Here is a 21,803-nt window from a genome sequence, read left to right as displayed (position 1 = left end):
CGGTGGTAGCCTACTAAAAATAAAAGTTATGGCAAATTGGTGCAATAATACGGTTGTTTTTGAGGGAAAACCTGAAGCAATCGAACAGATACAGCAGCTTTTCCAAATGATGAAAAGCAAAGAAGAAAAAGAAAAACAAGGGCAATTGCCCGATTTTGTTCCCGACACAAACGGCGGTTATTTCTTCAATATTTATTGGAATGAAAGCGATGAAGGCGTTTTTCAATATGAAACAAAATGGTCGCCTAATCTTGAAATTATTCAAAAGATAGCAAAACAGTACAAAGTAAATTTCATACAGGATTATGAAGAACTGGGCAATATGGTCTATGGCAGGGCAACATTTTCTGACGGGATTGTCACAGATATTTATTTGGAAGATGAAGATTTTGCCAATTATCATTATGACGAAGAAACCGACAATTATCATTTTGAAGGCGAAATTTATGAGAGTGATTATGAAATTTTGGAAACTCTTTTAGACCGAAAAATTTCCAAGAGCAATATTTAAAATTTACGATTAAATCGGTTCAGCAAAAAAGACACTTCCTTCCTTTGGTCGGAAATGTCTTTTTGCATTCAATAAAGATGCAACCCGTTTGATGAAAATGTTTGCTCCGCCATTTTATCAAACCAGTTGCGAGTTTTTTGCGTGGGATATTCGTTATCCCATTCTTTAATTTTGGATTGACTTCTTTTCTTTTCACATAGCGACCAAAGAAAAGAAGCAAAAGAACATCGCCAATTAAGCTTTGTCTATATTTCTATTTGATTAAATTTGAAATCTGTCAAAATAATTAAAATCGCAAATTCAAAGAATGATAGAAACTCAAATTTCAATAACCGTTAACCGAAAATCCGATATTGCTTTATTGGAGCAGAAAATTATCGAAAACCAGTTTCAATTTCCTGTTTACATTCGGGAATATGAATTTAGCTATCAAATAAATTTTACGAGCGATTATGAAGAATGGGAATTGGATACAGCAATTCTCAGTAGTTTTCCGGGCTATGAATTTACTACAGATTTGGAAAGAGGACGAAAGGAAATCAGAATTCAAATAAGCCGTTACCAGTCTGAATTGTCTACTGACGGTTGGGGAAGACGGATTGAAAACCCTTTGAACGAAACGAAATATCTTATAAAAACATCTATAAACAAAGCGGAAGATTTCAATCCTAAAATTAAAGTTTTGTTTGAAGACCAAGAGCAATTTTACCATATCAATATTGTAGATGGCATCAATACAGCTACCGATGAAAAAGGTTTCTTGTTGTTAGATGATTTTAAAACGAACAATGAAAGTAAAAGCGCAGAAATTTTGCCAGATAGACTTTATAAATCTCGCCAAGAAGCTTTCCAGTGGGGATTTGATAAAATATCCGATGTTGTGGAAAATGATTTTACTCTTTACCTTGAAAACAAAAAGAAAGAAATTAGAGAAATACAAAAGTTGCCCCGCAAAATTATCAGGGAATTTATAAAGGCGTGTAATAATTCTGATGAAGATAATATCGTAAAGCAACTTGATGAAGATATAATTTTCGAGGTACGCAAGCATTGGAAAACTATTTTTGAAACCAGAGGAATTCCAAAATTCAAAGAATACCTTAGTTCCTCCGAACAAGAATTAAGCGGTAAGGATTTTAAAATCAGGTCATTGTGGAGTTTTAAATTGCCTTATGTAATGATTGGCGTGAAATATTTTCCTGCTTCTACAGAACTAGAAAAACAACCTTTTCAAAAATTTGAACAGATGAATTTTGTATTAGAAAATAATAAAATTACCAGTATTATCTATGAAATTTAATTTGTTTAAAATCATCATTCGGTGGCGTTTTTAATAGCTTTTTTAAAAATATCTGCATCACTGCCAATTAATAAATAGCTTACAAAACCAATACCCAAAAGACTTTTCGCTACTTTTTCAGCATCAATATCGCTATGGGCAATCAGTTTTATTGTGGGATGAAGTGAAGTTAAATATTGTAGTTGCTCCAGTACATTTTTGTCGTAAAAATTGAGGTCAACAATGCAAACTTGCGGAAGTTTTTTTAATGCCGATAATTCATTTAAAGCATTTGGAAAAGTTTCAGACCGAAACAGAATTTCTATTCCTGAAGAAAGAAGTTCGTTGCAAATCAAATCTAAAATCGGGCTTTTATCATTGATAAAGGCAAGGGAAGTTTTTTGTTGTGCAGTACCAGTTTTCATATCATACCTTTTTAGGTTGATGTAGCCCTGCAAAAAAATAAAGCGCAGGCAACTACACTTACCGACATTGAGGCACTGGTATACCCGACAACGAATAAGCGAGCGCCCACGCCTATCACGTGAGCGTTCCTACTTATTTGTCCCGTTGTCTTAAAAATTACCAGTTTTCAATGTGGGACTTAAAGCAAAAACACTTTAAGTATTTCTATGTTTTAGATAGCAAAGATACTAAAGTCGTTCTGATAGAAGCATAGCTAGAAGAAAATTTATTATAAACAATGTTTGCCTTTGGCTATATAGTTCTGTTCCAAGACAGTTAGAATATCACTTTCCTTGTAAATAATCTTGCCACCAATTTGTATAAATGGTAAAATATTATCATCGCGATATTGTTGTAAGGTTCTTTTGCTGATGTGAAGTATTCTGCACAAATCATCGCCTGAGAGATAAATTTCGCCATTCATTACAGGACGATAATTTTTTAGTATGACTTCGATATAGCTTCTCAACTGCATTATCATTTGCTGATGGGCAATTATTTCTTCGGTTTCATTCGTTAGTAAATCCATTTTCGTTGGTATTGTAAGATTGTCGAGCTTCAAGCAAAGCCTGCACATCCGAGAGTTTGTAATAGTTTTTGCGGTTTAATTTGGAATATGGCAATAGCCCTTTGTCCTTATAAGTCTGTAAAGTTCGTTTGGTAATGTTCATCATCAGACATACTTCCTGGTTATCGAGCCATTTTTCTGCTTTGAAAATCTGAATGTATTTTGTGGTAGCATTTTCTGTCAGTTCCAAAAGTGATTTTAACTCATTGTTTATTCTATCTAATGCAGATTTTTGTATTGCGATAACTTCCATAGCTTGCTTCATTTTTCTTTGGAAGTCGAATTTATAGAGGCTTATTATGGGATTAGGAAAGATTGTATTGGTTGGCTTTGAAAGGCTGTATTTGGCTTTGAAACAGCAATTTGATAGGAATTAATTTTGTAGATTTGGAGAAAATAAATCCTATTGATTATTATGCAAAATAGGCATTGTTTATATGTTGGTATTAATTGCAAGTGTAACAAAACAATACGTAATAAGAAACTATGAATAGAAAACTTACGACAAATTCAAGATTAGTCAATGAATTATTTGCTAATTATATCAGTACGTTTGCTGCATTCTGCGAATTATTAAATAACTCTATTCAAGCCAAGAGTAAAAATATTTGGATTGAAATTGACTATACTTTAGAAACTGAAATACATCCTCTTTTAATCAAAAAAATCTCTGTAAAAGATGACGGTAATGGAGTTCATATGTCTGACATTGAAAGGAAACTATTGGACATTGGAACGGCAAATAAAGATGGTGGTAAAGGAATTGGAAGATTTGCAAGTTTTCAAATCGGTCAAGAAATTGAAATTGAAACTATTGGATATTCACAAGAAGATAAGACATTTACTGAAACATATATCCCGTTATCATTCAATAGTTTTGGGAAAAACATCAATGTTTCTGAAATTGAATTAGCTACAAAAGAAAATATCTTAGAAGGAAATAATCATAATACTTTTTACAAGGTAACAATTTCCAGTTTGTACCCACATTCAACCACAGAAAATGAACCAAAAAAGAAAATTATTGACAAATTTCTTAAAGACAATCTTTCAGATGCAATTTTTGAGAGATACCCCTTAAAGATTTTTAATAAAGAAGTTACATTTCACATAAACGGTAAAGCTTTAAATCCTACTGATTTTGTAATAGATAATCCGATTAAAATAGCTAAAACTTATACAGACACAAAAGGTAAAGAACATAAAGTTCTTTTTGACTTTATGCAAATTAAGAAAATGGATAAAATCAAAGTCTTTTTAACAGCGCAAAATGCGGGTCTGAATACTATAGCGGGAAGTTTAGAATATGATGCAAGTTGGTTGAGCCCAAAAATTGGAGGATGGTTTATTTATGTGTCTTCCTCTACATTATCATCTGACATTTACAGAAATATAGATTTAGATGACTTAGACCCTGATTGGAGAAAAGTAAGAGAATTTATTAAAGATAAACTGAACACATTTTTTAAAGACAGAAATTTTGAATTTGACAATTTTTCCGACAATCTTAAAAATGATGATTTTTATCCATACAAAGAGAGGGCAAGCTCTAAATCAAAAGTTATCCTGTTTGATAAATTAGCCTATTTAGTAGAAGATAAATACCATATCTTAAAAGACAATAATCAGTTAAGAGAAATTATTTATCCCCTTATTGATAGAACAATATCAAATGGAGAATTAAATAACATTTTACGAAGTGTTCTAAAATTAAATAACAAAATGATATCTAAATTTTCCGATTTATTGGAAAAAACCGATTTAGATAATATTGTTGAGTTTTCAGATAAAGTTGCTTCAAAGATTGAAGATATTGAATTCCTCGAAAAATTGGTATATAGCGAAATATCAAAAAATGTAAAAGAGCGAAAAGAATTACATAAATTTTTAGAAAAAATGTTATGGGTTTTTGGAGAAGAATATTCAGAAAGCACTAAACTTTTGTCTGATAAGAATTTAGAAAAAAATTTAACTCAATTAAGACAAGACTGTTTAATGTTTAAGCCCTCAAAAGATGGAGATAATATTAATGTTATTGATGAAAAACCAGTAAAATCAATTACTGACCTTTTTATGTATAATGAAAGAGTTTTAGATGCTAAAAGAAGAGAAGTTTTAGTTGTTGAACTAAAAGCACCCAAAGTAAAAATAAGCCCTAAAGAAATAGAACAAGTAATGAAGTATGCCAGAGAAATTGAAAAACTTGACGCCTCAAGCTCCAATATTCATTATAAAATTTTGTTGATTAGCTCAAAAATAAATTCCGATGCTGAATTCCAAATAAAAGGTAATCAAAGAAATGAAGACAACCCCTATTTCTACTTCAGAAATGAAAATAAAAATATTGAAATATGGATTATGAAATGGTCTGATTTGTTAGAAAATGTAAAAAGGAAGCTAAAGTATATGTCAGCAATTTTAAATACTAAAGATATCGATGTTCAAGAAAAGGCAGAGAAAGACTTCGCAGATATTGAGTTTAATAAAGTGAGTTCCTCTTTAAAAAGAGTTGCGATGTAAAATGGAAACGAATACAATTATATTAAAAAAATCGGGTAACCGTTTCGTTATCCGATTTTAAAAGAATTATAGTGAGAATAATTATCAACGCTCTACAGGCTGTTCCGTTTTAACCTCAGTTTGTTTTTTCTCTTTCTTCATTTGCCAATGCGACCAAATAGAAAGTATGCCGATAATAATCAAAGCATAGGCAAGCCATTTGCCAATACGCTCTATAAAACGTGTAAATACTGATGCCTCAAAGCTGGAAAACCCTTCGGCTCCAACAGCATTACGCCTGTAAAATTTTCTGCGACTTATCCAATAAACAAGCCCTATTCCGATAACAAGCGGAATAATACCAAGTACTAACTGAGCCGTAACCGCATCCATAAAAATTCAAATTAGGTTATCTAAATTTAAGAAAAAAAATAATTTACGAAAAGTAAAAAAGCAAAAAACCGACCTTTAAAGTCGGTTTTTACATTCAATTACTATGCTGTTAATCACTGCTATTAAACTGAAAAGTCAGTTGCTTTTCATTCCCAAAACTATCCGAAATCCACACATCAAAAGATTGCGAAACGGCAGAGGCAGATGTGTAATACAACCTGAATTGCTCTGTTGGTAACAGATACAAATCGTTCGGCAAGTATGGCGTTTCATCATAATAACGTAGCGAACCTTGCCCATCAAATTGAAAATAGCGGAGATAGTATTGCGTGTTGCTGTAATTTCCTGTTCGTTGTATGGTAACACGTATTTCCACCGTTTGTCCATTGGCAACATCTTTCGGAACCGGCATTACTTTTACCTCAAAAGGAAAATTGTTCTGTATTTCGAGGTCGTCATCTTTCCTGCAAGATACCAAAGAAACCGAAGCTGTAAGGATTGCCAGCATTAGATATACCGGCAATAATCCTATTCTGAATTTATTGAATATTGTTATCATTTTTCTGTTTTTAAAAGTTAAACCTTAATCCCACACCAGCAGACGGACGGAACTGCTCTAAGTCTGTGCCCCAAAAGACTTTTGTACGTCCTTGCAACACTAATACAAACCGGTCTGACAAATACGTTTCAAAAGTTATTCTTCCGCCAGCTCCGTAGATGAAATTGTCTTCGCTCAAAATTTTTGCACCGTCATACAATATCGCTTCGCCACGGTTGATGCTTTCGTAACCGACCACGCCTGTTATTCCTAAATTAATCGTGATATTTTTTCGGGCATCGCCTAATAAAAATAAGCTGTAACCACCTTCTGCAGTAAACGTTTCCTGCGGTATGCGAACATTTTTGTAGTCGTGGTATTGGTGTGTATATTCCAAAGCCCAAAGCTGGTAATTACCGTTTTTACCGTTCACGGTCATTCCGATGTTGAGGTAATAATCATTGCCTATTTTATCTTTGGACAAAATACCTGCATTCAGTTCAATTCCTTTTTGCTTCGGGAGCATTCTTTGCGCTTGTGCAACCGTGATGCCTACTAAAACGAGCATTACGGTGTAGATATATTTTTTCATATCATTGTTTTAAAAGGTTATTAAAATTTCAGGTGCATATCATTTATCAATCGGGCTTTTATCAAATCCGAATTTTCTATCTGAAGCGTTTGATGTCTGCCACCGTTTTTCTCGAAAATTTCAATCAGTAAAATTTTGTCATCATCAATGGTAAACTGGTCTAGCAAAAACACGTTTTGCTCGATTGCCTTCCCGCCAATTTCATCCAAAGGTTTGTAGGTTCTAAGCGGTATCATTGGTCTTTCCTGCACTACGGTACGCTTTGCTATTTTTTTATCTACGACTTTGAAATTCACAAAATCTATCTGGAAAGGAACATTGGTACGGTTTCTCAATTCTGTATGGAAATAATATTTGCCGTTGTGAATGTAAATTCCTTTCAAAATAAACTGGATGCCGAAACTTTTAGCACCAATATGTTTTACAATGCGTTTGTCCATATTGTAAATGGTTTCCAAAAGCAAACCTGCCAATGACGGAGAATTATTACCCAATTCTTCAAAAAGTACATCGTTTCCATTCGCTTTATCCACTGCTTTTTGCATTGTTAAAAGGTCATAGCTTAATACTTCGGGATAAGAACTGTAATACACATTGAAACTGTAAAAACGACCATCATTTGTGATTACGGAAAAATTGGTTTCAGGCTCGAAAGCTCTTACCGATGCTTTTACACGCAGTACGTTTTCTGCATCTTCTGCTTTTCCTGCGATTAAGTATTCGCTACCCAAATCCACATAACGAATAGCGCTTGGGAAAATCAGATGCGAAGTTTTATCGTAAGTAACTTCCATTTTGTAAGGTTCTATCTTGCCGAGTTCAAGCGGTGTTCTGATGCTGTCTTGCGCATAAGAATGCACGGCCAAGCCCAATATCAGGGCAATAGCCCAAAAGGTTTTTATGTATTTTTTCATCTTATTTAATATTTATTTTTAATTGTGATGAAGCTTGTCTAGGACAGGTTTCATTTTTTATAAATTTTAATTGAACATTATTTTTTAGATACCAAAAAGACTTGATGTCCAGCTTTTAAAGTAACTTTTGGTGCTCTCACTTTTTTAGCGAAATAACCCGAAATACCCTGAACTGCGCTTTTGCTGAGGTCGGAAGCAATTTGTTGTCCCGTTGAAGAATTCATACTAAAGCTTGAACCGGTAGCGTTGCCCATATTGGCAACAATATCTGTAATGGCACTTCGTTCGGGAGAATTGGGTACGTTCAATCCTTGTTGTCCATCCAAATCATAAATGGTTATCTCAACAGGAATAATGTTACCTTCTAATTCTATGGAAGTTACTTTTAGCTGTAATCTGCCATTCTGAAATTTAGCATTTGCCGTTACAATAGTTCCTTTCGGAATAGTTCTTTGTGGTGTTTGTGCCGTTTCCAACAATCGTAAACGTACGCCAGTTTCGCCTGTTACCGTCTGTGCATCGTGTACACAGGCTTTGATACTATTTTTCGGTTGAACTACTTGTTCTTTAGACCCTGCGGTAAAAAATCCACGGTTTTTAATTTCGCTCCAGTCTGCGGAAAAGGCACTGTCTGATGGTTCTCGATACAAAGCAGAAACGGTATTTTTTCTTGCCGGTGCAAATGCTACAAAATGCTCTTTTTCTGATGCGGATGTTGTTTGGTTTGATGCATTGTCAGGAGCAGCATTTCCCGTATTTGTATTTTGAGGAAGATATTTTGCTGCCATTTGATAGGATTTTTCCATCAACGCCAATTGGTCATCAACTGTGGTAGCACGAGGAACATCTCTTTCCGCGAGCCTGTCTCTCAATTCGTCTACCTGCCTGCGAAGTTGCATCGTTTCTGAATTATCATTTTGATAAAATGAACCCAATGTATTTTGCGCATTTTGGTAACTATTGAGTGCAGGATTAGCAGATTTATCTTTACCCAAAACATTACTTTCCTCTTCTTGAGATAAGCTTTCTTCACTACTTTGCGTGCTGTCTGTATTCCAATAATCGGCAAGCGTAGTAAGGGCATTTCTTTTTGCCTGCTCTTGCTTTTCCAGCATTTCCTGTTCATACGCTTTTTGTTTGTCAGATTGCATTCCGGCATCAGTTGCTTGCGGAACGGCATCATTCAAACCGAGATTTTCGATTTCATCCTTATCCGAAGACGGTTTAAATATCAAATACATACAGCCGATAAAAACAATACCCATTAAAACAAATATGAGCGGCTTTTTGAGTTTATCCATTTTATTCTGATTGCCTTCGTGAAGCAAATCAGCGTTGTCTTTCGGGTTTCCTTCTGTTACCCGAACCACAGACTTTTTGTTATCATTTTCTTTCATAAAACTGATTTTTTAGAATTGTTGATACTGTGTCCCGCAATTTTGCAGGACTTTCATCTTTTTTGAGGACAGGATTTTCGATATGCTCGATGACCATACCGTTTTCGGACTTTGAAGTGTCGTACCAAACTTTGCCAATCACAAATGCTGTTAACACCAGATAGCCTATAAAAAAATAAAGGGTATATTGATGTTGTTTTCGCATTGGTAATTTCTGCCAGCGTTCATCGACCTTGTCAAAGTATCTGTCCAGATTTGCTCTTATTTTTTTCATAACCTTTGGTTTTTATTTTTCGATGACTTCTACATCTTTATTTTCGATGACTGCAAACTTTTCGATATTGAAGCCTTGCGGATTATTATCCGAGCGAACCGAGTTTACAAGGAAGCAGGAAGTTATCAGATTACGTCTGGTTACATTGCTGGAACGGATGATGAATTGCTTGGCATACGTTTGAACCGCATAAGGATGTCTGTCGAAGTTGCACACCACGCTGTCTACTTCTATGCGCTGTTGCACATTTCCCGAAATGATACGGTTGTAGTAGCCTTTTTCCGATAGGTCATTGTAATAATCAAAGGCACTTTTATCGGCAAGGTTGAATGCCCTTTTCATATTGCTTTCGATTGCATTTTTATCGGGAGCCAACGTGAAAAACAATTCGTGAAAACGCCTGACGTGTTCTCTTGCTTCCACAGGGCGATTGATACTTGCGTCTTGCGATAAGGCAAGCATCAAAGATTTACCCTTATCCAATACATATATTTTCTGGCGTTGCTCTTCTGCAAAGCGATAGGACTGCCATACGGCAAATCCTACCACGCCAATGCAGAGAACGGCAAACATAATGGCATACAATCGTATCTGCCGAAAGCTGTTTTCTATATTTCTTAGCGTTTTAAATTCCATTTTTTTATTGATTATGGGTTAAATTATTTGAGTAATTGACCGCTAATGTTTCCTACGGTAGAACCGGCTCCTGCTCCTGCGAGATTTCCAGCTTTCATTGCCGTTTGGTTTACATTTCGTGTAAAGTTTCCTGCCCCACCGGCTTGGATAATCCATCCTGTAACTGTTGGAATAGTAAAATATCCCACAATACCGATAATCATAAAAATGATGTAAACAGTATTGGAAGTATCAGGAATGAAAGTTGGGTCGGACAACATTTCTATATCCCGTTCCAAAATCAACGATTGTATTCTTGCCAGCATAGAACTGAATAAATCTGAAACTGGTAACCATAGATAAACACTAACGTATCTTGTAATCCATTGCGTAAGTGTGGATTGAAAACCATCCCAGACAGAAATCGCAAAAGCGATGGGTCCGAGTATTGATAGCACAATCAGGAAAAATGTCCTTATGGTATCTATAACCAATGCGGCTGCCTGAAAAAGGACTTCCAACAAATTGCGGAACCAGTCTTTGATAGCTTTTTCTATCTGATATGCCTGCCTGTCCATATACATTCCCGCCATTGTTCCAATGTCGGATGGCGACCATCCCAATTCGTCCAGCTTTTTGTCAAACTCTTCATCCGATACCATAAAAGCGGTTTCAGGATTTCTGACCATCGCTTCATATTCCAATTGGTCTTTTTGCTGTTGCAGTTTGTTGAGGTCAAGCACTTGGTTTTCAAGAATTGAGTGCGTTCCTGTAACAACAGGACTTAAAACCGCATTGATGGTTCCCAACACGATAGTTGGGAAAAACATAATGCAAAGTCCCAAAGCGAACGGTCGCAACAATGGAAACACATCTATGGGTTCGGCACGGCTCAATGCCTGCCAAACTTTTAGTGCTACATAAAACAAAGCACCCAATCCTGCGAGACCTTTTGCTACTGCTGCCATATCTGCCGCAAGCGGCATCATATCATCGTATAGCGAACGAAGAACTTCGTGAAGATTATTCCATTCCATAGCTTACCAGTATTTTTGGTTGGGAGTTCCATAAAGGTCAAGCACTCTTTTGGCATCGTTTTTCTTCTTTGCTCTGAGATAGCTTACAGATATGTTTTTGTTGGTGTAGTAGCGAACCAAGCTGTGATAGTCTTTTACTTCTTTGTACACACGGTCTATTACTTCCATACGTTCCTTGTCATTCAGGGATAGACTGGATGCAGATACAATCTGTTTTAGTTCTTTCAAAAGTTCAGTACTTTCATTCAAAAGTGCGGAATATCCATTGCCAATGGCTACCAATTCTTGTGGTGTGAAATTCGGGTCGTTCATCATTTTGCCGAAATTCTGAACATACATTTCCGAAACATCGCCCACTAAAAGAACCGTCTGCTGAACTTTACGAGCATCTTTAACCAAATTGTTTACTGCCTTTAGCTTATCGTAATATTCCTTACCCTGCTCATACACTTTCTTTACTTCATTGAAGTTTTTAATCACGTTGCTTACCGTGGAAGAAGTCTGCACGATTTCATTCGCACTGTTAAGAATTCCTGAAGCCAGATTTGCAGGGTCTGTTACTACAAATTGTGCTTTTGCTGACGGTGCTACGGCTAACATTAGTGCCGTACACACCAAATACATTAATTTTTTCATTTTTTTAAATTTTTAAAATGTTATAGATTATTGATTTACTTTATCACGTCGCTGCATTGCGATGTGCTTGATGGCGAGTTCTACATTGTCATCCAATTCAGAAGCGAGTTGCATCACTTCTAATTTTTCGGTTTCTTCGGTGGTGTAAGCGAGATACTCCTCTAGGCTAACTTCGGTGGCATAAACTGCCGAGTGCGTACCACCTAATCCTATCCAAACCTCTTTGTACAGACGGCTGATGTCATTGTTCATATTGATAGAAAGTACTTGCCCTTTCTCTTTATCCGTCAGTCCCAACATTGCCTGTATATCATCGAACTTGTTCATATACTTGCGTTGGTCTAAAAGGATTTTACAGTCTGAATTATTGATGATACTTTCTTTCACGATAGGCGATTGAATGATGTCATCAACTTCCTGCGTAACGACGATGGCTTCTCCGAAGAATTTACGGACGGTTTTAAACAAATACTTGATGTATTCTGCCATTCCTTCTTTGGCAATCGCTTTCCACGCTTCTTCAATCAGTATGAGTTTTCGAATACCTTTAAGTCTTCTCATTTTATTAATGAAAACTTCCATAATAATGATGGTTACCACGGGAAAGAGGATTTTATGGTCTTTAATCGCATCAATTTCAAACACGATAAAACGTTTTGTAAGAAGGTCTAACTGTTTGTCAGAATTGAGCAAATAATCATATTCGCCACCTTTGTAATAAGGTTCCAACACGTTGAGAAAATTGGCAATATCAAAGTCTTTTTCCCTGACTTCTTTTCTTTCTAATACCTTGCGGTAATCGCCTTTTACATATTCGTAAAAACCGTTGAAAGACGGGAAATCATCAGTGGTTTTTATCCGTTCGATATATCCGCTTACGGCATTAGAAAGGGCAACTTCTTCCGAACGAGTTGGTGGTTCATCATCACGTTTCCAAAGGGTCAGTATCAAAGTCTTGATACTTTCACGCTTCTCAATGTCAAAAACGCCATCATCTGTGTAGAAAGGATTAAATGCAATCGGATTATCTTCGGTATAAGTGAAATAAACGCCGTCTTCGCCTTTGGTTTTACCTTTGATAAGTTCGCATAAACCTTGATAAGAATTACCCGTATCCACCAGCAAAACGTGAGCGCCTTGCTCGTAATACTGCCGTACCATATGGTTTGTAAAGAAGGATTTTCCGCTTCCCGAAGGACCGAGGATAAACTTGTTACGGTTGGTAATAATTCCACGTTTCATAGGTAAATCCGAAATATCCAAATGAATAGGTTTGCCGGTCAATCGGTCAGCCATTTTTATCCCGAATGGCGAAGGCGAATTGTGGTAATTGGTTTCTTCCGTAAAAAAGCACAATGCTGGTTCAATGAAGGTGTAAAAACTTTCCTCACTCGGAAAATCGGCAGCGTTGCCCGGCATTCCTGCCCAATACAAAGTAGCTACATCAGTAGTGTTATGGCGTGGTTTACATTCCATCAATGCCAAGGCACTTCCGCAATCATTTTTCAACTGCTTTAGTTCAGCTGGGTCATCTGACCACGCCATAATATTGAAATGCGCACGAATAGAAGCCAGCCCGAAACTGTGAGCCTCGTTCAGATATTTTTCTATCCATTCTTTGTTAATTTGATTGGCACGGCTGTACCTTGCCAAAGAGTGCATATTCCTTGCAGATTTCTCAAACTTTTGCAGGTTGTCTTCACTGTTATCCAAAAACAAATATTGGTTGTAGATATGATTGCAGCTGAGCATCAAACCTACTGGGGCAGCAAAAGACAGTCGGCAATCACTTCGGTCGGTAGATAATTTTTCGTAACGGGTATCAGTTGAAACTGCTCCTGGCAAATCATCGGTGTCCGACAAAGTATGAAGGCTTAATCTTTTATTACCGATACGAACCTCTTCGGAACCGAGAGCGATGTCCTGCATTGGCGTACCTACTTCTCTTGAAAGTGTTAGATACTGTTCTAACAAGCCTTGCTTTTCATCTGTTCCGATGATGTCATCTTCAGTTAGGCGTTGCAGGCTTACAAATCCGCTATCGTTTACAATCCTCTCAAACTGTGAAACTGCTTCCATAAATCGGTGTATCGCTTCTTTATCCCTAATTTCTTTCGGGATAAGAGAACCTTTGCAAAGCGAGCTGAAGTTGCTTTGCATACGCATTCTTTCCTTGCTCGTTTTGGTAAGGAACAAATAGCAATAGTGATTTAAAAAAGGTCTTTCGTTGAAATGCCGTTGATAGGATTTTGCCAAAAAACTTTGGTTTTCTTCTGTCAAATCTGGCGCATAATTTTCCTTGATATACCAATCCTGTTTGTGAACCACCGTGAAATCTGGTAAGGTTTTAATCGCCTTGTGCCAAGCGGAATGAATGGCTTCGTATTCTGCCGCTGCTACCGTGAAGAGTTCCGGCAATCGCACTTCAAAACAGGCAGTAATGTCTGCATCTTTTGAAAGGATGCAGTTGTTTTCTACTGCTAACAAAGGAAATTTGTTTTCCAATGTGGTTGTTTTTGCTACATTTCTCATACGATATTTTGTTTAGGATTGAATTTCAGATAGCGGTGCACGAGCTTGCGGCAGATGATGTATTTGGGATGTCTTTTTTTTGCCCCGATTTTCATTAATCCGTGTTCGCCGTATTTTCTGTTGAGCGAAAAGGTTTGCCACACTATCAGCGAAGAACCGCCCGCACCAAGAAACAGACAGAAGTAAGTGTTTACACCTGCCATATACAGTATCATTACGAGAATAAGCGTACCCAGTAATCCGCCTGCGAAAATGAACAGATACTGTGCTTTCAGCCCTTTAAATTCCACCGTTCTTCCGATGCCTTTGTTGATATTGTAATTCATAAGGCTTGGGATTATAGGAAGAATGAACGCAGGATAGTAGCCGCCACAATCAAGAAGATACACGCACCAAACCACGAAGCTGCCGTTTTGCTTGTGTCGGGGTCGCCCGAACTAAACTTGTTGTACACTTTAACGCCGCCTATTAACCCTACGACTGCACCGATAGCGTAAATCAATTGAGTTGCGGGGTCGAAATAAGAAGTTACCATTTGCGTAGCCTCGTTGATGCCGCCCACACCGTTTCCCTGTGCGAACGCACCAATTCCTGACAGCATAGCCACGGCTGCCAGCAAAACTTTTTTTCTTTGTTTTTCCATAATTGAAACACATTAATTTGTTACTGTTTTCCCGCACCTTGCGGACTTTCGGGACAAAGGTGTTTCAGAAATTAAAGCGTTGTAAGAAAGTGGCAATGAGAGGAATTGTTTGGCGGTGGGTGGCATCCAAAACGTAGAAAAGTATTATATTAGTTGTTTTGAAAATCTTAATTTAAAAACGCAAATTTTAAATGTACATATCTAAAGTCAGCCTTGTCAATTATAGAAATTTTGTTAATGCATATTTCAATTTCAATAAAGGAATAAACACCGTTATAGGTGAAAATGGTTCAGGAAAAACCAACGTTTTTAAAGCAATCAGATTGCTTTTGGAAGATGCTTCTCTTCAGTTTGCCTATAAACTAACTGAGGGTGATTTTAATAGAACTTTAGACAAAGGAAGATGGAAAGGTCATTGGATTATAATCAGCATAGAATTTGATGAACTGAATGATGAAGAAGCCATTCAATCATTATTCATACACGGAACCGGTATTGCCGAAGCGGACTATGTAGAAAAAGCTACTTACAATCTTTTTTTTCGCCCAAAAGCAGACATCAGACAAAAACTTTCTGAGTTAGCGGAAGGCGACAAAGCAGGATTACAAGCTATCCTTGATGATATTAACATTTTAGATAACTATGAAACGTTTTTTACAGGGAAAAGTACAGCGGATTTTAACGACCCTGATGTGTATAAAGAACTTGTAGGTGATTTTGAAAATGTCATTTTTCCTTCTGCTATTGATGCGTCAAAATTTGGTTCCAAAATTCCTCATCAGCTATCTGTTGCAAAAGAAGTTTCATTTACTTTTATACAGGCACTAAGAGATGTTGTAAGTGATTTCCATAATAACAGAACCAATCCGTTACTCACCCTTTTAAAAAATAAAAGTGGCGAAATAAAAGATGCTGATTACCAGCCTATCAGCGATTTAGTAAAAGAATTGAATGAAAGCATTGAAGCACTTCCAGATGTACAGACTATCCGTGATGATATTAAAACAACAATTCAAGATGCTGTTGGGCTTACCTATTCTCCCTCATCATTATCTATAAAATCTAGTGTTCCTGATGAAGCGGAATAACTGCTCCAATCCTTGAAATTATTTATTGGAGAACCAGGAGAAGAATATGAAGGCGGTATCCACGAGTTAAGCTTGGGAGGTGCTAATCTTATTTTCCTGACCTTAAAACTTTTGGAATTTAAATATCGAAAATCAAAAGATACATTCGCAAATTTCTTAATTATAGAGGAGCCAGAGGCTCATATTCATAATCACATTCAAAAAACATTATTCGACAAATTAGATTATGGTGATACTCAAATCATATATTCAACCCATTCTACGCAAATATCTGAAGTCAGTAATGTAGAAAACATAAACATCTTAGCTAAAAAACTAAATTATGCAGAGGTTTATCAGCCTTCTACAGACTTGGGGGCAGAAAACATCAATCAGGTACAACGTTACTTGGATGCGGTAAGAACCAACTTGCTCTTTGCTAAAGGTGTGATTTTGGTAGAAGGCGATGCCGAAGAAATTCTAATCCCAATTATAGTAAAGAAAGTTTTGGGGATAAGCTTGGACGAGTTGGGAATAAGTTTGATAAACATTAGAAGCACTGGGTTTGAAAATGTTGCGCAACTTTTCCATAATGACAGGATACAACGTAAATGTGCTATCCTCACAGATTTAGATGATGCTATCTGCGATACTACTGAAAATGCTGGCGACAGTGATGCTTTGAAAAAGTATAAGAAAAAAGTAGCCGGTTCTAAGCAAAAAGGGCTGGAAAGAAAAACAAAATTAGATGCATTTGAAGCAGGTAATACGTGGGTCAAAGCATTTTATGCGAAGCACACTTTTGAAGTAGATTTTATTTCAGAAGGAAACGCTTGGGAAGTGGAGAGGATTATTAAAAAAGTCTATATTGACCCAGCAACACGTACGCAAGCAAAAACGGATATCGAAAGTGCCGATGTGGCTATTTATGGTAAGCGGGTGCTTACAATGGCAAAACAGGAAGGAAAAGGTTGGTTTGCAATTATGCTAGGCAAACATATTTCTTATAAAACTGAAATCCCAGCTTACATTCTTGATGCTATCCTTTTTGCAAAAGAAACCTATTCTTCAAACATAGTTGCAGACATTATCCAATATAGAATGAATAAACATTTTGAAGCTGATAATGCCCTCGATTTTACAAGTTGTAAAGCGGAACTTTTGAAATATAGAAATGGAACAAATAAATTGGAAGACTTAGCTTTTGACTTTGACCTTGTACTGCCAGACGACCAAATTTTAATACTAATAGATAAACTGAAGTAGTTATGTTTATTTGGGAAAAAGACAGTATCAATAAAGAACAGGAAGATGCAATTCTTGAAGATAATAGCGTACTTCTTATTGCTTGTCCCGGAAGCGGTAAAACGAGAACCCTTACATTCAAAATTGCTTATGAGTTAAGCAGGTTGAAATCAGACAAGGAATTCGTTATAGCCATAACCTACACTAATAGAGCTTCCGATGAGATAAAGGAGCGGGTTGAGTTATTAGGTGTCGATACGTCACAATTATGGATTGGCACTATCCATTCTTTTTGTATGGAATGGATTTTAAAGCCATATCATTTGTATTCTGAACGATTGAAGAACGGCTTTAAGGTTATCAATTCTTTTGACAGCGAAAAGATATTGACCGAATTATGCAAACCCTATAAAGAAGAAAAAATAACCTATTATGATTGTGGCATCCTTGCCAAAACTGATAATTTCTATTTGACCTGTTTAGACACAAAAAAACATAATTCGTTACAAAAAATTCTTGGGGAATATTTTGCAATCCTTGAAAAAAACCGACAGATTGATTTTGAACAAATTTTGTTTTACGCTTATGAAATACTCAAATCAAAACCAGTTGTAGCAAATATTCTATCCAAATTATTCCCTTTTATTTTAATTGATGAGTATCAGGATACTAAGGAAATACAGTATCACATCATATCCAAAATATTAAGCGTTAACAAAGGCAATTCAAAAACACTTATTGTTGGCGACCCAAACCAATCTATTTACGACTCGCTGGGAGGTTACCCAATGCCTAAAGATGAATTAGAAAAATTATTAGGATTTGAATTGACCCCATTAAGCTTAGATAAAAACTATAGGTCATCGTCGGCTATTATCAACTATTTTGATTATTATAAAACTTTCGACACTCCAATTGTTGCATTTGGTAATGGAAAAGATTATCCAAGTATAATTACATTTAATTCAGTTGTCTCAGTTGATGATTTAATTGAAGAATTAGCTCAGTTAATTTTGTACAATGTAGAAACAGCCGGAATTAGCCCAAACGAAATATGCATCACTGCTCCACAATGGGTACATATCGCAAGCATTACAAGAAAACTTATCATCAGACTTCCTGATTTCAGTTTTGACGGACCAGGAATGGCTCCTTTTTCTCGGGATATTGATAATTTTTGGTTCAAGGTTTCAAGAGTTGCATTGACGGAACCATCTCCTTTTATGTATGTAAGAAGGCTAAGGTGGAGTAAAGAAATATTAAATGAACTGGATAGTGCAGGTGTTGATGTTTCAAATGTAAGTAGTAAAGAATTTTTAAGAATTTGTAATTCTTTTGAGATAAACGAGACAGATGGTTTAACTTATTTAAAAAGTTTCTTTAATCAGATTTGTGAAAAGTTAAAAATTGTACTGCCCAATTTTCCCTTGTTAGATGAACATTTCAATTCATTTTTTGCAAGTTCTGAAAGTAGAATTCAGAGATTGATTGATGAAGGAAATCCATATATTGGGGATATTGAAAATTTCAGAAAAGTATTCAGACAGCGAGATGGAATTACTGTTTCCACAATACACGGAACTAAAGGTGAAGAATACGATGCAGTTATTGGCTTTGGCTTATTGGACGGTTATGTTCCTCATTTTAATGATAATAATGGTATTGAAAATTCAAAGAAACTCTTGTATGTATTAGCTTCGAGAGCAAGAAAAAATTTACATCTTATTTCTGAAAAATATAGAAATGTTCATAAGTTTTATGCGCCAGATGGAAAGCCCCCAACCTCACATTTGCTTGAATATACTTATGATTATTCTTTCCAAAAATTTGAAGGGATGGATTGAGCCATTAAAAAAATAAATTACGATGCCATTAAAAATAAATGTACCCTACAGCGATAAAGACAGTGCCAAATCAAAAGGCGCTTTTTGGGATGTAGAACAAAAAACTTGGTTTGTTCCTGACCATAAGGATATTAATGATTTCCAGCACTGGATAGACAAATCAAAAGTATCGGTTATTATAAAATCGCCCGTATCAATTGCTTTAAATAGTAGTGATTGCTATAAATGTGCAAACAAAACTGCTGTCATTTCCTTAGCTTCAAATAATTTTTATTATTTGAATACCGACGAAAATGAGGATGAAAAATGGTTTCGAGCCGATGGATTGTCTTTTTTTAGTATGCCAGTATTCATCGAAAATGAAATTGCAGGTAAAATCAAAAGATTATTTCCAAATTATAAAATTGCATATTCTAAAACAGCGGAAAGTAGTTATTGGGCTAATCATTGTGAACATTGTGGAGCCTTGCAAGGCGATTTTTTTCTACATTCAGAACCGGGCGGCGCTTTCTTTCCTTTAGAAATAGAAGAATATGAACAATTAACTTTCATTACTGTTCCGTCAAAATTTGATGTAGAAATAGATGCTGATTATTCTTGGTTAAGCAATGCTGATGTCATTCCTAAATATGCCAAATCAGTATCCTACGAAGAATTTTTAGAGCAGCAAAAATAAAAAGGGAGTTTGCTCACACAAATTCCCCAATATCAAAATCACTCACATCACTTTTCCGCAAAGTGGAAGAACGGGCATCCGTCTCAGAAGTGAGAGTACTGTCCAAAAGCTCGGCAATTCTTCTGGAAGCACCATCTATTGAACTTTCCAGCAAACTAAATAATTCGGTTCCCTGTAATCTTTGAACTATATCTACCGCTGTTTCCTTTTGGGCTGGTTCCAATTCTTCTTTTTGGAGCAACATCCCCACGGAGCTTAGTTCTTCAAAGGTAACCCCTTGGGCAAAACCGTCATCGCCATCGGATATTCCGTACCTGTTCCATTCCTCTTCCTCTTCATCCAAATCAGGTATATTTCTGAAAACTTCGTCCAGCTCTTCCTGCGGAATTTGAATACCTACGTTTTCATTTTCGTCGTATTCTATGTCTAAATTATCAGGATTTATTTCGTCTTCCTCAATTTGGCGTTCATTGGCAGTGTTTGGCATCGAAAGGCTTCTTACTGGCTTAGGCAGACCCATAATATCAGGAAGATTTGGATTGATTTTTTCTTGTGTCGGTTTTTGTTTCGACTTTTTATTGATGATGATTTTATCTTGTACAAGCAAGAAAATTACAATCAGCAAGCATATTACAATTACTATTTCCATAATTAAATGTTTTAAAAAATGGGTTTATATTTCTCATTAAAATCGTCTATAATGGCTTTCTCAAATACTTCAAAATGATGCTCCAAAATATTATCAAGGTAAGCATACAGCGGTATTTCATCTTTTCCTATAACCTGTATAATGCGGGATAATCGTTCGTGATATTCCTGCCGGATGTAGATGCTTTTATCTCCACGCTTTGTCATCGAATGCGTTTTCAAAAAATGGTCGCCATAACTTCCATCAAGAATTTTCTTTGTTCGGTTCTTTTCCTTTTGGGCAGGTTTATTTCTTGAAAATTCTTCTTGTTTTACAGCCTCATTTTCCATTTTTTCAATGGGTTCAGGAGGAAGCTGTATTCCGTCTTTTTTTACGCCATCCACCATCAAGTTCATCATCATTTCCTCGTTAATATCGGGCGTAGCTTTTCTTTTATTATCTTTCTCCATAAGGCTATAATTGAATGATTTTTAAAAACTCCTCGATGAATAAATTCAATTGACAAGCTTTCATCAATCGTTCATCCGGCGGCATTACTGTGGAACGGAAAACTGTTTTGCTATCCGCTTCACTTTCTTTGCGGAAACGTGTACTGTTCTTGATTTGGCTTTGCATCAAACTCAATCCTAATTGCTCAATCAATTGATTGTAAACAGCATACAATGGCGTACTTTCTCTTCCGTCCACTTGGTTCCAAAAAAGATGAATGGTTTCTATGGAGGTTTCTCCTTTTTTCATAATCACATCCTGCAAAAGTTGTGTAAAAATGAGTGTACTCTCCATTACTACACGGTCTGCTGCGATGGGCGTAAAAATGTGATGCATTCCCGCCAATGCATTCAGAATTCCTGGCGTGTTCACAGTTCCTGGCAAGTCAAAAAATACCACATCCACAGGAGTGGTAGAAGTATTTACAAATTCTTGAGCCGCTTCCAATACACTATCCGCTTTGTGCTGCATAATCGGATAGGCTTTTTTGTTGATGGTGGTAAATTGTTTGTACGCCAGCTTTTTTAAAGTTTCATTTTCCATAACCATTGCCAAATCTCTTGTCTTCATTTTCATCAGACTGTGTTGTGGAAAATCCGCATCAAATACAGCTACATTGTAGCCCAATCTATAGTGCATCGTACTTGCAACGAGCGTTGTAAATGTACTTTTGCCAACGCCACCTTTTTGAGAAGAAAATGCAATAAACAGAGGTTTCTTTTTTGTGTCCATATTTTAAAAATTTAAAGTTTTCGTATTCTTGTTTTCAGGCTTGCTTGCAGGATAACCGGCAGTCTTTCTTTATTGAATTCGTGATTTCCTACTGGTCTGCAAGACAGCACTCATTATTGTTTGCTATCAGTCAGGATAGCCATCATTCTAGCGTTCCTATAATCCTGCATTCACGAAAGCAATCTTGATTACAAGCCGTCACGCTATC

24 protein-coding genes and 1 pseudogene are annotated in these 21,803 nt (G+C 36.2%); 7 read left to right on the top strand and 18 right to left on the bottom strand.

Annotated elements, in window-relative coordinates; all coding sequences use genetic code 11:
- The first annotated feature begins 28 nt into the window (after positions 1-28).
- Together AACH28_RS15695 and AACH28_RS15690 are read left to right on the top strand one after the other, a co-directional pair.
- Positions 29-511 (top strand): hypothetical protein, encoded by a 483-nt coding sequence (locus AACH28_RS15695; RefSeq protein ID WP_074229953.1) that lies wholly within the window; start codon positions 29-31, stop codon positions 509-511.
- Between the two features lie 307 nt (positions 512-818).
- Complete coding sequence (locus tag AACH28_RS15690; RefSeq protein WP_074229954.1) at positions 819-1,811, top strand: hypothetical protein; 993 nt, start codon at positions 819-821, stop codon at positions 1,809-1,811.
- 14 nt (positions 1,812-1,825) lie between these two features.
- Here AACH28_RS15690 and AACH28_RS15685 read toward each other — a convergent pair whose 3' ends face one another.
- From AACH28_RS15685 to AACH28_RS15675, 3 genes are all read right to left on the bottom strand, one after another.
- Positions 1,826-2,215, bottom strand: a complete 390-nt coding sequence (locus AACH28_RS15685; RefSeq protein WP_074229955.1) for a response regulator transcription factor — start codon at positions 2,213-2,215, stop codon at positions 1,826-1,828.
- Between the two features lie 269 nt (positions 2,216-2,484).
- Positions 2,485-2,784, bottom strand: a complete 300-nt coding sequence (locus AACH28_RS15680) for a helix-turn-helix domain-containing protein (protein WP_074229956.1) — start codon at positions 2,782-2,784, stop codon at positions 2,485-2,487.
- The gene (locus tag AACH28_RS15675) at positions 2,765-3,076 is read right to left on the bottom strand and encodes a helix-turn-helix domain-containing protein (RefSeq protein ID WP_074230272.1); all 312 of its coding nucleotides are present in this window, start codon (positions 3,074-3,076) and stop codon (positions 2,765-2,767) included. Before AACH28_RS15675 ends, AACH28_RS15680 begins: the two co-directional genes overlap by 20 nt.
- 233 nt (positions 3,077-3,309) lie before the next feature.
- On the opposite strand from AACH28_RS15675, the gene AACH28_RS15670 reads away from it, so the two are divergent.
- Positions 3,310-5,343, top strand: a complete 2,034-nt coding sequence (locus AACH28_RS15670) for an ATP-binding protein (protein WP_074229957.1) — start codon at positions 3,310-3,312, stop codon at positions 5,341-5,343.
- Positions 5,344-5,427: 84 nt separating this feature from the next.
- Here the strand turns inward: AACH28_RS15670 and AACH28_RS15665 are convergent, their stop codons facing one another.
- The 12 genes from AACH28_RS15665 to AACH28_RS15610 all read right to left on the bottom strand — a co-directional run bounded on the left by AACH28_RS15665 (position 5,428) and on the right by AACH28_RS15610 (position 14,893).
- Positions 5,428-5,715 (bottom strand): molybdenum ABC transporter permease, encoded by a 288-nt coding sequence (locus tag AACH28_RS15665; protein WP_074229958.1) that lies wholly within the window; start codon positions 5,713-5,715, stop codon positions 5,428-5,430.
- A gap of 109 nt (positions 5,716-5,824) precedes the next feature.
- The gene (locus AACH28_RS15660; protein WP_074229959.1) at positions 5,825-6,274 is read right to left on the bottom strand and encodes a DUF3872 domain-containing protein; all 450 of its coding nucleotides are present in this window, start codon (positions 6,272-6,274) and stop codon (positions 5,825-5,827) included.
- A gap of 10 nt (positions 6,275-6,284) precedes the next feature.
- The gene (locus AACH28_RS15655; protein ID WP_074229960.1) at positions 6,285-6,845 is read right to left on the bottom strand and encodes a conjugal transfer protein TraO; all 561 of its coding nucleotides are present in this window, start codon (positions 6,843-6,845) and stop codon (positions 6,285-6,287) included.
- Positions 6,846-6,865: 20 nt separating this feature from the next.
- On the bottom strand, positions 6,866-7,759 hold the full coding sequence (gene traN, locus AACH28_RS15650; protein WP_074229961.1) for a conjugative transposon protein TraN: 894 nt from the start codon (positions 7,757-7,759) through the stop codon (positions 6,866-6,868).
- 77 nt (positions 7,760-7,836) lie between these two features.
- Positions 7,837-9,156, bottom strand: a complete 1,320-nt coding sequence (gene traM / locus AACH28_RS15645) for a conjugative transposon protein TraM (protein ID WP_074229962.1) — start codon at positions 9,154-9,156, stop codon at positions 7,837-7,839.
- Positions 9,143-9,430, bottom strand: coding sequence for a nitrogen regulatory IIA protein (locus tag AACH28_RS15640; RefSeq protein WP_074229963.1), 288 nt, complete (start codon positions 9,428-9,430; stop codon positions 9,143-9,145). The genes traM and AACH28_RS15640 overlap by 14 nt, the downstream gene beginning before the upstream one ends.
- Before the next feature lie 12 nt (positions 9,431-9,442).
- Positions 9,443-10,066: a conjugative transposon protein TraK gene (gene traK, locus AACH28_RS15635; protein WP_074229964.1), complete on the bottom strand. Its 624-nt coding sequence runs from the start codon at positions 10,064-10,066 to the stop codon at positions 9,443-9,445.
- 23 nt (positions 10,067-10,089) lie between these two features.
- Positions 10,090-11,082 (bottom strand): conjugative transposon protein TraJ, encoded by a 993-nt coding sequence (gene traJ, locus AACH28_RS15630; RefSeq protein WP_074229965.1) that lies wholly within the window; start codon positions 11,080-11,082, stop codon positions 10,090-10,092.
- A gap of 3 nt (positions 11,083-11,085) precedes the next feature.
- On the bottom strand, positions 11,086-11,718 hold the full coding sequence (locus tag AACH28_RS15625; protein WP_074229966.1) for a DUF4141 domain-containing protein: 633 nt from the start codon (positions 11,716-11,718) through the stop codon (positions 11,086-11,088).
- A 27-nt stretch (positions 11,719-11,745) separates the two neighbouring features.
- Entirely contained in the window at positions 11,746-14,250 is a 2,505-nt protein-coding gene (locus tag AACH28_RS15620; protein ID WP_078674562.1) for a TraG family conjugative transposon ATPase, read from the bottom strand.
- On the bottom strand, positions 14,247-14,576 hold the full coding sequence (locus tag AACH28_RS15615; protein WP_160812375.1) for a DUF4133 domain-containing protein: 330 nt from the start codon (positions 14,574-14,576) through the stop codon (positions 14,247-14,249). Before AACH28_RS15615 ends, AACH28_RS15620 begins: the two co-directional genes overlap by 4 nt.
- A gap of 11 nt (positions 14,577-14,587) precedes the next feature.
- Positions 14,588-14,893: a DUF4134 domain-containing protein gene (locus AACH28_RS15610; protein ID WP_074229969.1), complete on the bottom strand. Its 306-nt coding sequence runs from the start codon at positions 14,891-14,893 to the stop codon at positions 14,588-14,590.
- Positions 14,894-15,084: 191 nt separating this feature from the next.
- Here AACH28_RS15610 and AACH28_RS15605 point away from each other — a divergent pair.
- From AACH28_RS15605 to AACH28_RS15590, 4 genes and pseudogenes are all read left to right on the top strand, one after another.
- Positions 15,085-16,239, top strand: a pseudogene (locus tag AACH28_RS15605) (AAA family ATPase); the annotation flags it as partial.
- A 93-nt stretch (positions 16,240-16,332) separates the two neighbouring features.
- Positions 16,333-17,226 carry an ATP-dependent endonuclease gene (locus AACH28_RS15600; protein WP_341833122.1) on the top strand — a complete coding sequence of 298 codons (894 nt, stop codon included), beginning with the start codon at positions 16,333-16,335 and terminating at the stop codon, positions 17,224-17,226.
- Positions 17,227-17,228: 2 nt separating this feature from the next.
- Positions 17,229-19,049: a UvrD-helicase domain-containing protein gene (locus AACH28_RS15595; protein WP_074229971.1), complete on the top strand. Its 1,821-nt coding sequence runs from the start codon at positions 17,229-17,231 to the stop codon at positions 19,047-19,049.
- Positions 19,050-19,071: 22 nt separating this feature from the next.
- On the top strand, positions 19,072-19,725 hold the full coding sequence (locus AACH28_RS15590; RefSeq protein ID WP_074229972.1) for a DUF5710 domain-containing protein: 654 nt from the start codon (positions 19,072-19,074) through the stop codon (positions 19,723-19,725).
- A gap of 13 nt (positions 19,726-19,738) precedes the next feature.
- Here the strand turns inward: AACH28_RS15590 and AACH28_RS15585 are convergent, their stop codons facing one another.
- The 3 genes from AACH28_RS15585 to AACH28_RS15575 are packed head-to-tail and all read right to left on the bottom strand — an operon-like array spanning position 19,739 to position 21,595.
- A complete protein-coding gene (locus AACH28_RS15585) occupies positions 19,739-20,374 on the bottom strand; it encodes a conjugal transfer protein TraD (RefSeq protein WP_341830940.1) in 636 nt (211 codons plus the stop codon).
- 11 nt (positions 20,375-20,385) lie between these two features.
- Positions 20,386-20,823 (bottom strand): DUF3408 domain-containing protein, encoded by a 438-nt coding sequence (locus tag AACH28_RS15580; protein ID WP_078674560.1) that lies wholly within the window; start codon positions 20,821-20,823, stop codon positions 20,386-20,388.
- 4 nt (positions 20,824-20,827) lie between these two features.
- Positions 20,828-21,595 carry a ParA family protein gene (locus AACH28_RS15575; protein ID WP_074229975.1) on the bottom strand — a complete coding sequence of 256 codons (768 nt, stop codon included), beginning with the start codon at positions 21,593-21,595 and terminating at the stop codon, positions 20,828-20,830.
- Positions 21,596-21,803 lie beyond the last annotated feature (208 nt).

Origin of the sequence: Sphingobacterium thalpophilum, assembly GCF_038396785.1 — a bacterium.
Taxonomy (GTDB): domain Bacteria; phylum Bacteroidota; class Bacteroidia; order Sphingobacteriales; family Sphingobacteriaceae; genus Sphingobacterium; species Sphingobacterium thalpophilum_A.
Note: the sequence above shows the minus strand (reverse complement) of the source record. Positions and strands in the feature narration are given on the sequence as shown.

Excerpts from the sequence above, each read along its gene's own strand:
- AACH28_RS15695 (WP_074229953.1), top strand. The coding sequence starts at position 29 with ATGGCAAATTGGTGCAATAATACGGTTGTTTTTGAGGGAAAACCTGAA.
- AACH28_RS15690 (WP_074229954.1), top strand. The coding sequence starts at position 819 with ATGATAGAAACTCAAATTTCAATAACCGTTAACCGAAAATCCGATATT.
- AACH28_RS15685 (WP_074229955.1), bottom strand. The coding sequence starts at position 2,215 with ATGAAAACTGGTACTGCACAACAAAAAACTTCCCTTGCCTTTATCAAT.
- AACH28_RS15680 (WP_074229956.1), bottom strand. The coding sequence starts at position 2,784 with ATGGATTTACTAACGAATGAAACCGAAGAAATAATTGCCCATCAGCAA.
- AACH28_RS15675 (WP_074230272.1), bottom strand. The coding sequence starts at position 3,076 with ATGGAAGTTATCGCAATACAAAAATCTGCATTAGATAGAATAAACAAT.
- AACH28_RS15670 (WP_074229957.1), top strand. The coding sequence starts at position 3,310 with ATGAATAGAAAACTTACGACAAATTCAAGATTAGTCAATGAATTATTT.
- AACH28_RS15665 (WP_074229958.1), bottom strand. The coding sequence starts at position 5,715 with ATGGATGCGGTTACGGCTCAGTTAGTACTTGGTATTATTCCGCTTGTT.
- AACH28_RS15660 (WP_074229959.1), bottom strand. The coding sequence starts at position 6,274 with ATGATAACAATATTCAATAAATTCAGAATAGGATTATTGCCGGTATAT.
- AACH28_RS15655 (WP_074229960.1), bottom strand. The coding sequence starts at position 6,845 with ATGAAAAAATATATCTACACCGTAATGCTCGTTTTAGTAGGCATCACG.
- traN (WP_074229961.1), bottom strand. The coding sequence starts at position 7,759 with ATGAAAAAATACATAAAAACCTTTTGGGCTATTGCCCTGATATTGGGC.
- traM (WP_074229962.1), bottom strand. The coding sequence starts at position 9,156 with ATGAAAGAAAATGATAACAAAAAGTCTGTGGTTCGGGTAACAGAAGGA.
- AACH28_RS15640 (WP_074229963.1), bottom strand. The coding sequence starts at position 9,430 with ATGAAAAAAATAAGAGCAAATCTGGACAGATACTTTGACAAGGTCGAT.
- traK (WP_074229964.1), bottom strand. The coding sequence starts at position 10,066 with ATGGAATTTAAAACGCTAAGAAATATAGAAAACAGCTTTCGGCAGATA.
- traJ (WP_074229965.1), bottom strand. The coding sequence starts at position 11,082 with ATGGAATGGAATAATCTTCACGAAGTTCTTCGTTCGCTATACGATGAT.
- AACH28_RS15625 (WP_074229966.1), bottom strand. The coding sequence starts at position 11,718 with ATGAAAAAATTAATGTATTTGGTGTGTACGGCACTAATGTTAGCCGTA.
- AACH28_RS15620 (WP_078674562.1), bottom strand. The coding sequence starts at position 14,250 with ATGAGAAATGTAGCAAAAACAACCACATTGGAAAACAAATTTCCTTTG.
- AACH28_RS15615 (WP_160812375.1), bottom strand. The coding sequence starts at position 14,576 with ATGAATTACAATATCAACAAAGGCATCGGAAGAACGGTGGAATTTAAA.
- AACH28_RS15610 (WP_074229969.1), bottom strand. The coding sequence starts at position 14,893 with ATGGAAAAACAAAGAAAAAAAGTTTTGCTGGCAGCCGTGGCTATGCTG.
- AACH28_RS15595 (WP_074229971.1), top strand. The coding sequence starts at position 17,229 with ATGTTTATTTGGGAAAAAGACAGTATCAATAAAGAACAGGAAGATGCA.
- AACH28_RS15590 (WP_074229972.1), top strand. The coding sequence starts at position 19,072 with ATGCCATTAAAAATAAATGTACCCTACAGCGATAAAGACAGTGCCAAA.
- AACH28_RS15585 (WP_341830940.1), bottom strand. The coding sequence starts at position 20,374 with ATGGAAATAGTAATTGTAATATGCTTGCTGATTGTAATTTTCTTGCTT.
- AACH28_RS15580 (WP_078674560.1), bottom strand. The coding sequence starts at position 20,823 with ATGGAGAAAGATAATAAAAGAAAAGCTACGCCCGATATTAACGAGGAA.
- AACH28_RS15575 (WP_074229975.1), bottom strand. The coding sequence starts at position 21,595 with ATGGACACAAAAAAGAAACCTCTGTTTATTGCATTTTCTTCTCAAAAA.